Genomic DNA, 9,751 nt, shown 5'->3' with positions numbered 1-9,751 from the left:
GGAGGCGCTGGCCGATAACGCCCGCTTCGTCGTCGTTTCGCACGCGCCCGACGCCGACCCGTTCTGGAACGTCGTCAAGAACGGTATTGGCGATGCGCAAAAGGATTTCCGCGTCACGGTCGATTACCGCAATCCGCCCGACGGCGATCTCGCCGATATGGTCCATCTGCTCGACCAGGCCGCCGCGCGCAACTACGATGGCGTGGCCACGACCATCGCCGATTTCGACATCGTGCAGCGCCCGGTCAAGATGCTCGTGGCGAAGGGCATTCCGGTCATCACGCTCAATTCCGGCACTGCGCAGCAGAACGCGGCGTTGGGCGCACTGCTGCATGTGGGCCAACCGGAATACGAAGCGGGCAAGGAAGCGGGCGAGCGCGCGAAGGCGGCAGGCGTGAAACGCTTTCTGTGCGTGAACAACAACGCGACCAATCCCTCGTCGTTCGAGCGCTGCAGGGGTTTTGCGGAAGCGATTGGCGCGGATTTCAAAAGCTCGACGCTCGATAGCGGCAACGATCCTACCGAAGTGGAGAACCGCGTTTTCGCGGCGCTGCATAAGCGTCCCGACACGCAGGCTGTGCTGGCGCTCGGCCCGACCTCGGCGGTGCCCGCCCTGCGCGCGATCCGCAAACTCGGGCTGACTTCAAAGATTTTCTTCGCGACTTTCGACATGACGCCTGAAGTGGATCGCGCCATCGCAGCGGGCACCGTCGCATTCGCGATCGATCAGCAACCGTACTTACAGGGTTATATCCCTATCGCGCTGCTGGCCATCATGAAGCAGAGCCATTCGCGCGATGTGGCGAGCGCCGTGGCCGCGCTCAAGGCGAACCCGCAGTTCCAGCAGCGTCTGCGCACCTATGGTCTCGTGCCGCGTTTTTCGCCCTCGGGCGTGGCCACCGGCCCCAGCTTCGTGACGCGCGAGAACGTGGCGCTGGTTGAAAAATACGCCGGACAGTACCGCTGAACTTCACCCGATTTCCGATGCCTGCTCACAGGAGACGCACGATGTTTGAACTCGCCGTATGCGCCGAAATGGTCTTTCGCCAGCTTCCCTTTGTCGAACGTGTCAAAAAGATCGCCGCGTTGGGCTTTCAGGTGGAGATCTGGGACTGGACTAAACACGACATTGATGCTTTGGCGGCCACGGGCGCGAAGTTTTCGTCGATGACAGGCTATATCGAAGGCGACCTTATCACCGAAGCTGGCGCGCAGAGGCTGATCGAAACGGCTGAGCAATCGATTGGGATTGCAAAGCAATTAAATTGCCCTCGTTTGAATCTGCATGGCACGGGCCTGAACGATAGAGGATTGCCGGTTGCGCCCACGCCCATCGTTACGGGTGCGATGTGGCTGGCGGCGCAGCACACGCTGCAACGCGTCGCAGAACTGGGGCGGCGCGCAGACGTGGTGTTCTGCCTGGAGAACCTGAATACGGAAGTCGATCATCCGGGCGTGCCGTTCGCAAAGGCCGCTGACACGCTTGCGCTGGTGAGCGCGGTTGGCAGCGCGCATCTGCGCCTGAATCTCGATCTCTATCACGCGCAGATCGGCGAGGGCAATCTGATCGAACTGCTACGTCGCGCTCTGCCCTTTGTCGGCGAGATTCAGGTGGCCGATGTGCCGGGGCGCTGCGAGCCGGGCACAGGCGAGATTCACTATCCGGCGATTGCGCGCGCTTTGGCGCAGGCGGGCTATCGCGGCACGGTCGGACTCGAAGCCTGGGCAAGCGGCGACGACGCGCGCGCGCTGCAACGCTTTAGCGATGCGTTCGCGGTCTGACTAGCCACTTCCACTCAAACGTTCCTAGCCACCAACGAAAGGTACTCACATGCTCAAGATCGCTCTGCTAGGCGCGGGCCGCATTGGTCAGGTCCATGCACGCTCGATTGCCTCGCATCTGGATTGCCGCCTCGCGGCCATTGCCGATGTCGCCAGCGAAGCCGCCCAGAAACTTGCCGCGCAATATGGCACGCAGGTCGCCACGGTGGATAGCATCGTCGACGACCGCTCGATCGACGCGCTGTTAATCGCCACCTCGACGGATACCCACGCGGATCTGATCGAGCGTGCGACGGCCTGCGGCAAGGCCGTGCTCTGCGAAAAGCCGGTGGATCTCTCGCTCGAACGCGCGCTGCAATGTCAGGCCACCGTGGCGCAAACGCGCAAGCCGGTGATGATCGGCTTCAATCGCCGCTTCGATGCGCAGTTTTCCGCGCTCAAGGCCGTGTTCGACAAGGGCGAAATTGGCCGCGCGGAATTGCTGTCGATCACCTCGTTCGATCCCGCGCCGCCGCCGCTGTCCTATCTTGGCGGATCGGGCGGACTGTTCCGCGACATGATGATTCACGACTTCGACATGGCTTGCTGGATCATGGGCGGCGCGCCGGCCACGATCAGCGCGACGGGATCGGCGCTGGTGGACCCGGAGGTGGCCTCGATTGGCGATGTGGATACAGCGGTGGCGACGCTCACGTGGCGCGATGGCCGCATCGCCGTCATCAAGAACTCGCGGCGCGCAGGTTATGGCTACGATCAGCGCGTCGAGCTGCTTGGGTCAGCGGGCTTGCTCAGCGCGAAGAATGTGCTGGAAAACACGCTGGAAAAGATCACAGACGCGGGCACGCTGACGGCGAAACCCATGTACTTCTTCCTTGAGCGCTATATGCGCGCTTACGAGGCGGAATGGGCAGCGTTCGTCGAGGCTCTCAAAGCGGGCACGCGCATGCCCGTGACGCTGACCGATGGCGTGGCGGCGCTGGCTTGCGCCGAAGCCGCCACGCGCGCCGCGCGCACGGGCGAGAGGGTGGCGATCACGTCCGACATGCTGGGGACGTGACGCCGTCGGTGCGATCGTTCAGGCCGCGCGTTCGTACTGCATGTCGCGCCACGCCTCGATACGTTCGGTATCCAGGCCGAACTGATCGAGCGCGCGGCTCACCGAATGATCGACCATTTCTTCCAGATTTTGCGGCTTCGCATAGAACGCGGGCACCGGCGGAAACACCACCGCGCCCGCCTCGGTCACCGTCGTCATGTTGCGCAGGTGAATGAGGTTCAGCGGCGTCTCGCGCACCATCAGCACGAGTGGCAGCCGTTCCTTGAGCACCACGTCGGCGGCGCGGGTGAGCAGCGTGCTGGTGACGCCCGAGGCGATTTCGCCGACCGTGCGCATCGAGCACGGCACCACCAGCATGCCGAGCGTACGAAACGATCCCGACGAGATCGATGCACCCACGTCCGCAATCGCATGTACGTGATCGGCCAGCGCATGCACGGCATCGCGCGAGAGCGTCGATTCATATTCGCGCGTGAGTTCCGCTGCGCGCGACATCACCAGATGCGTTTCGACGCCCATTTCGCGCAGCAGACGCAGCGTGCGCTCCGCGTAGATGAAACCCGTCGCGCCCGTCACGCCGACGATCAGCCGCTTGCGGCCATCGAGTGCACGCTTACTCATGATCTTCGTTATCCTGATTATCGAATAGCGTGGGCGCCCACGGGCTCGGATCGACGTCCATGAACTTCGCGCGCTCGAACTCGCCGCGCAGGTGAAAGGGCGCGGTGCAGTCGAACACCGTTTTGCAGCTCACGCCGCGCGCGGGCAGCGCGGGGTTGAACTCGGGCGTCTGCGAGGGATCGAGCACGTGGCCATTCACCTTGGGCAACAGCATCGTCGATACGTCGCCCTGGAAGCGTGTGGTCATGGCCCAGAGCACGTCGTCGCTATCGAAGGGATCGACGTCCTCGTCGACGAGCATGACGTGCTTGAGTTCCGAATACACGCCCAGCGCGATGATCGCGGCCTGGCGCGCGCGGCCATCGTCCAGCGCGCTGCGCTTGTTCACCTGCAGGATGGCGAGCAGTTTGCCGCCGCCGGCCGTGTGCGCGTACACCTGGCTCACGAAGCCGGGCATGGCCGCTTCCACGGCGTTGTAGATGCTGGCTTCGGTGGGAATGCCCGCGAGGTTGGTGTGCTCCTCGCCGGGGCCGACCAGCGTTTGCATGATCGCGCCATGGCGCATTGTCACGGCCTTGACCTTGATGACGGGCAGCGACGGATTGGCCGGGCCGTTATAGCCCGGAAATTCCGGCATCGCGTGCGCCGTGTGGGTGTGCTGGTCTTCGGCCACGCGCACGTTCGGCAGGATTTCGCCTTCGATCACGATCTCGGCGCGCGCGATCGACTTCTGCGCGACGCTCACGCAATCGACCAGTTCGACCGGCGTGCCGCGCAGTCCGCCCGCAATCGAAAGCTCGTCGAAACCGAGCGGCGTGGTGGGCGCCTCGAAGCACGCGCCGATATGGATGGCCGGGTCGAGCCCCATGTTGATCGACACGGGCAGCGCTTCGCCGCGCGCTTCGGCTTTCTGGCGGAAGGCGTCGATATGGCGGCCCGGGGCGAAGAAGATCGAGAGTTCGTCGCGGCCTTGCACGCACAGGCGGTGAATCGTCACATCGGCGTGGCCCGTCTCGGGATCGCTGCCAAGCACGAGGCCGAGGCACAGGAACGGCCCCGCGTCGCTCGTGGTGTTGGTGGGCGCGGGGATCAGCTTGCGCAGGTCGAAATCCGCGTCGCTGGCGAGATGCACGGTCTGCTGGCAGGGCGCGGCTTCGCGCGGCACGGTGACGGGCGCGATGGCGTTGCGCACGGCGTCGGCCATGCGCTGGGTGAGACGGCGCGGCGGCGCGTCGAGCAGCATGCCCACGCGCTTGCGGCTGGCCATCAGGCCCACCAGCACGCGGCTTTGCGGGTAGCCCTTGATGTTGTTGAAGATCATCGCCGGACCCAGACGCGTGGGACGTTCCACCGTGCCGCCCGCGCCGATACGCTTGTAGACGCCCGCGAGTTGCGCGTGCGGATCGACTTCGTGATCGGTTTCGAGGAGTTGGCCCGGGGCGCTGGCGAGGCGCGCGAGCGCGGAGCGCAGATCGTTGACGGGGGCCTGGGAATCTTGTGCTGCGAGGTCGTTCTGCTGATGCATGGTGAAGCTGTCCATCCGGGTTGCTGATTGGGTAACTGACGAACGCTATTTGACCCCCGTAGAGCGATTGAATCAATAAATCAAAAGCGGCGTTTTTGATAAGATAATCTTATCTATAGATTGAGACCGCCGATGGATTTCCGCCACTTCCGCACCTTCGTGATCGCCGCCGAGGAACTGCATTTCGGCCACACGGCCGAGCGTCTGGGCATCGCGCAGCCCGCCGTCACGCAGCAGATCAAGGCGCTGGAAACGCAACTTGGCTTCAAGGTGTTTCATCGCGTGCGGCGCGGCATCGAGCTGACCACGGCGGGCACGGTTTTTCTGGATCATGCGCGCGCGGCGCTCGCGCAGGCCGAAACTGCCGTACTGGCCGGGCGGCGCGCGAGCCGCGGCGAACTGGGCAAGCTCTGCATCGCCTACGCGAATTCGATCGTGCTCGAACCGGAACTGCCCGCGCTGCTCAAGCGCTTCACCCAGGCGCGGCCCGAGGTCGAGCTGGAATTGCGCGGCGTGCCGGTGCAGGAGCAGATGAGCGCGCTCGCCGACGAGCGCATTGACGTGGCCTTCCTGCGCTCGCCGCCCGGAGCTCTGCCCGGTTCCATCCGCATCACGCCGTTTTCGCGCACGCCTCTCGATCTGGTGCTGGCGCGCGATCACCGTCTTGCGCGCAGGAAGCGCGTGAGCTTGCGCGAAGTGGCCGACGACCGTCTGATCGTCGTCGACGATCCGCCGGGCGTGGGGCTTGGGCATCGTGCGATGGAGCTGTGTCTGGAGGCGGGCTTCGAGCCGGCGAGCGTGATGCGCACGACCGATTCGGTTGGGGTGATGCGCTTCGCGGCGGCGGGACTGGGCGTGGGGCTGGTGCCGCGCACGCTCGCGAGGTTCGACGTGGAGGAGGCGGTGTTCAAACCGCTCGGCATGGCGAATGGCTATAGCGAAGTGGTGATTGCCACACGCGCCTACGATCGCGCGGCGGCCACGCGGGCATTGCTGGATATGGCGGCTTAGTGGTTCCGACGTGGCTCCGGTCGCGCCTCGGCGCATGGTCGGCAATCGGGCGCGGTGCTTTGTTCACGAATCGTGTTTAATGGCTCTACGCCTCGGGGGCTAATGTTCCAGCGTCAACTGAGGCATGCTTGCAGCTATCGAAGCGCGCCAATCGGGGCGCGCTCTCAACGAGCAACGGAGAACGAGACATGAGCAAGACCTACCGCATCGCGGCGATCGCAGGCGACGGCATTGGCCAGGAAGTGATGCCCGAGGGCGTGCGCGTCGTGGAGGCGGCCGCCGCGAAATTCGGCCTGTCGATCGAATTCACGCATTTCGACTGGGCAAGCTGCGATTACTACCTCGAGCACGGCAAGATGATGCCCGACGACTGGTTCGCCACGCTCAAGGGCTTTGACGCGATTTACTTCGGCGCGGTGGGCTGGCCCGACAAGGTGCCCGATCATATTTCGCTGTGGGGGTCGCTGCTCAAGTTCCGCCGCGAATTCGACCAGTACGTGAACCTGCGTCCCGTGCGTCTGCTGCCCGGCGTGCCGTGTCCGCTGGCTAACCGCAAGCCCGGCGATATCGACTTTTTCGTGGTGCGCGAAAACACCGAAGGCGAGTACAGCTCGGTGGGCGGCAAGATGTTCGAGGGTACGGATCGCGAATTCGTGCTGCAGGAATCGGTGTTCACGCGTCAGGGCGTGGACCGCATTCTCAAGTACGCGTTTGAACTTGCGAACCAGCGCGGCCGTAAAAAGCTCACGGCGGCCACCAAGTCGAATGGCATCTCCATCAGCATGCCGTACTGGGACGAACGCGTGGCCGCGATGGCGCAGGCCTATCCGGACGTGAAGTGGGACAAGCAGCACATCGACATTCTGTGCGCGCGCTTTGTGCTGCAGCCGGATCGCTTCGATGTGGTGGTGGCGTCCAATCTCTTCGGCGACATTCTTTCCGACCTCGGCCCGGCGTGCACGGGCACGATCGGCCTGGCGGCATCGGCGAATCTGAATCCGGAGCGCAATTTCCCGTCGCTGTTCGAGCCGGTGCATGGATCGGCGCCGGATATTTTCGGCAAGGCGATCGCCAACCCGATCGCGATGATCTGGTCGGGCGCGATGATGCTCGACTTCCTCGGCAACGGCGACGCGCAGTTCAAGGCGGCGCACGACGCGATCATGCAGTCGATCGAAAAGGTGCTGGTGGAAGGCCCGCGCACGCCGGATATGGGGGGCACGGCAAAGACGGGCGATGTGGGCCAGGCGGTGGCTGCGCAGCTTTAAGCGTGCATCGTTACTGAGTCGACGGACCTCTGGACGGCAGGAAACGCGGCTTGATTGCCGCGTTTCCTGCCGTTGTCGTATGTGCGCCTTGATCGGCAATGGCGAAGAATTGAGCCGCCCCTCTTTTCAGGATGAGCCCGCGGCCGCTCGGGTTAGCGTTGACCCTTTGCCGGCATGAGCGGGGAGTGGGAAATGCGGGACAAGAGGGAATTGGCGCAGCGCCTGTTGCAGGCGATGCGCGATGGTGCAAGCGGGACGACTACGGAACTGGCGCTGTGCGTGCAGGGCGATGTGCGCAGCGTGCGCGCGCTTTTGCGGCTATGGCTGGATGCGGGCATCGTTCACGTGTCGGAGGTGGTGGCGCCGCGCCGTACGGTGGTCTATCGCTACGGCGAAGCGACGCCGGAAGCCGCAGGCGCTGCGGCAGCACGTCAACCGCGAGCCCGCCAGACCGTCGAATTGCCACCCGATCGCTGGCCGCAACTGGACCCGGATGTGGCGGCGGCTGTCGATGCCATGATGCGGGTCAATTCGCGCGAAAGATGAAAGATCATCCGCTGGATTGGCGGGGAAATGGCATCCGATATCGGAGGCCAGGCGCGACAGCGCACTGCGCAAGCTGAAAACGCCCGTCAGGCCGCGCCGTCCTGCATGGCGGGTTGCATATCGGCGGGCTGCGCCGCGCGGCACAGCGCGGTGAGCCACACATCTTCGCCATGCGGCGCCACGCGCGCCTGGCCTTGCTCCACCACCAGCCTCCATGTGTCGTCGGGTAGCGACGCGCGATACAGCACCCGATAATCGGCACGGCGCACCAAAGCGTCGTTCACCGCGGCCTCGCGCGCGGCACGATCATCGGGATGAATATGCTGTGAAAGCTCGATGTAGTGACGCGGCGCCTTCGCGGGATCGACGCCGAACAGCCGGCACCATTCGTCCGACACGATCAGTTCGTCCTGCGCGCGCAGCCAGCGCCACGCGCCCACGCCCGCGATGCGCGCGGCGTCGTTGAGCAGTTGCAGACGGCGCAGCAGCGCGGATTCGGCTTCCTTGCGCGCACTGATGTCGATGGTCGTGCCCACCACGCGTACCGGTCTGCCCGCATCGTCGAGCAGCGTGGCCACGCGCGATTCGATCCAGCGGATCTCGCCGTCGGGCAGGATGATGCGGAAGTCCCAGACGCGCGGCGCCTTGCTCTCGACGGTGTCTTTCAAGGCGTCAGCGTTGAGCCAGATCGAGTCCTCGGGATGCAGGATTTCCCAGAACTCGTCATTGCTATGGATTTCGCGGCCGTAGAGCTTTTCGCAGTTGCTCGAATAGATCAGTTCGTCGGTGACGAGATTCCATTCCCACGTCACGATGCCGGCGGTTTCCTGCGCGTGTTTCATGCGCGCTTCGTTCGACATGATCTCGGCGGTGTAGCGCCGGCGCAGGTCGGTCATGGGCAACTCGGTCGTGCCCGCGAGGCCCAGATCGCGCACAGCTTCATCGCCGTAGCGCAGCCAGACCCAGTTGACGTCGAGGAAGGCGGCGAGGCGGCGCAGGTTCGAATAGTCGATTTCACCGCCGCGCGTCCATTTGTGCACGGCAGGGCGCGAGATGCCGACGGCGTCGGCGACTTGCTGAAGACTCAGCTTCTTGTGCTCGAGCAGCACTTTGAGACGGAACGCGAACGTATCCTCGGACATCCATTTCCCTCTATGACGTTGCGCGCGAATTGGGCGGCTGGGCGCCGCTGGGTTTTGGTTGAACCGTTAGTTTAGCGGATTGAGGGTGGGGGCTTGGGGGAGGGGGGCAGGCGGGGTTGGCATTTCTTTGTGAGCGTGTCGGTCTATTGGCGTTGCCCCTGTGCGGGGCGGCACCTACTTTCTTTGCGGCGGCAAAGAAAGTAGGCAAAGAAAGCCGCTCACACCGCCAGTGTGACGCCGTCCACCACTTGCCCATTAACGGAGTGGTGACTGGGCATTGTTCGCACCACTCGCCGTAAAACGAAGTGACAAAGGACTCATTCATCCCGCCGCTCGCTTCGCGTGCAGCGGTTGGGTATGCAAGGGAAACCCACCGTGCTTGCGCGGGTTTTTGGTTATGCCCCACGGGGCGCGTAGCGGCCCCGGATGGGCGGGCGTCACCACTTCGTTATACGGCGCGTGACGCGAGCAAGACCAGTCACCACTCCGATATTGGGCACGTGGTGGACGGCGTCACACTAGCGGTGTGAGCGGCTTTCTTTTGCCTACTTTTCTTTGCCGCGGCAAAGAAAAGTAGGTGCCGCCCCGCACAGGGGCGACGCTAATAGACCGACATGAATACAAGGAAAGGCCAACAAACCCAGAGCAACGAAAAACCTGGCTAGACCAACAAAAAAAACTCACTGCGGCAGTTCAGCCGCTCCCATACGCCTGGCAATCACCCCGGCCCGCTGGGCCAGATACCCCGACCCGCGATGTTCGTCGAAATATTTAGGCCGCGGCAGCATCACCGCCAGCC

General features: G+C 63.9%; 9 protein-coding genes and 1 pseudogene. 6 read left to right on the top strand and 4 right to left on the bottom strand.

The window, feature by feature from the left end; genetic code table 11:
* Positions 1–7 precede the first annotated feature (7 nt).
* The 3 genes from VG320_RS15010 to iolG are packed head-to-tail and all read left to right on the top strand — an operon-like array spanning position 8 to position 2,839.
* Entirely contained in the window at positions 8–967 is a 960-nt protein-coding gene (locus VG320_RS15010; protein WP_327200889.1) for a sugar ABC transporter substrate-binding protein, read from the top strand.
* Between the two features lie 41 nt (positions 968–1,008).
* Positions 1,009–1,782 (top strand): TIM barrel protein, encoded by a 774-nt coding sequence (locus tag VG320_RS15005; protein ID WP_327200888.1) that lies wholly within the window; start codon positions 1,009–1,011, stop codon positions 1,780–1,782.
* 49 nt (positions 1,783–1,831) lie between these two features.
* Positions 1,832–2,839 (top strand): inositol 2-dehydrogenase, encoded by a 1,008-nt coding sequence (iolG, locus tag VG320_RS15000; protein ID WP_327200887.1) that lies wholly within the window; start codon positions 1,832–1,834, stop codon positions 2,837–2,839.
* A gap of 18 nt (positions 2,840–2,857) precedes the next feature.
* Here the strand turns inward: iolG and VG320_RS14995 are convergent, their stop codons facing one another.
* A complete protein-coding gene (locus tag VG320_RS14995; RefSeq protein ID WP_327200886.1) occupies positions 2,858–3,460 on the bottom strand; it encodes a UbiX family flavin prenyltransferase in 603 nt (200 codons plus the stop codon).
* On the bottom strand, positions 3,453–5,000 hold the full coding sequence (locus VG320_RS14990; RefSeq protein WP_327200885.1) for a UbiD family decarboxylase: 1,548 nt from the start codon (positions 4,998–5,000) through the stop codon (positions 3,453–3,455). The genes VG320_RS14995 and VG320_RS14990 overlap by 8 nt, the downstream gene beginning before the upstream one ends.
* A gap of 117 nt (positions 5,001–5,117) precedes the next feature.
* On the opposite strand from VG320_RS14990, the gene VG320_RS14985 reads away from it, so the two are divergent.
* The 3 genes from VG320_RS14985 to VG320_RS14975 all read left to right on the top strand — a co-directional run bounded on the left by VG320_RS14985 (position 5,118) and on the right by VG320_RS14975 (position 7,810).
* Positions 5,118–5,996 (top strand): LysR family transcriptional regulator, encoded by an 879-nt coding sequence (locus VG320_RS14985; protein WP_327200884.1) that lies wholly within the window; start codon positions 5,118–5,120, stop codon positions 5,994–5,996.
* Positions 5,997–6,184: 188 nt separating this feature from the next.
* The gene (locus VG320_RS14980) at positions 6,185–7,264 is read left to right on the top strand and encodes a tartrate dehydrogenase (protein WP_327200883.1); all 1,080 of its coding nucleotides are present in this window, start codon (positions 6,185–6,187) and stop codon (positions 7,262–7,264) included.
* A 192-nt stretch (positions 7,265–7,456) separates the two neighbouring features.
* On the top strand, positions 7,457–7,810 hold the full coding sequence (locus VG320_RS14975) for a hypothetical protein (RefSeq protein ID WP_327200882.1): 354 nt from the start codon (positions 7,457–7,459) through the stop codon (positions 7,808–7,810).
* Between the two features lie 86 nt (positions 7,811–7,896).
* Here the strand turns inward: VG320_RS14975 and VG320_RS14970 are convergent, their stop codons facing one another.
* Both VG320_RS14970 and VG320_RS14965 read right to left on the bottom strand, forming a co-directional pair.
* Entirely contained in the window at positions 7,897–8,952 is a 1,056-nt protein-coding gene (locus tag VG320_RS14970; protein ID WP_327200881.1) for a PAS domain-containing protein, read from the bottom strand.
* A 680-nt stretch (positions 8,953–9,632) separates the two neighbouring features.
* Positions 9,633–9,751, bottom strand: a pseudogene (locus VG320_RS14965) (monofunctional biosynthetic peptidoglycan transglycosylase); the annotation flags it as partial.

This window comes from Paraburkholderia sp. (assembly GCF_035948235.1).
In the GTDB taxonomy this organism is placed as follows: domain Bacteria; phylum Pseudomonadota; class Gammaproteobacteria; order Burkholderiales; family Burkholderiaceae; genus Paraburkholderia.
This window is presented reverse-complemented; position numbering and strand designations above follow the sequence as displayed.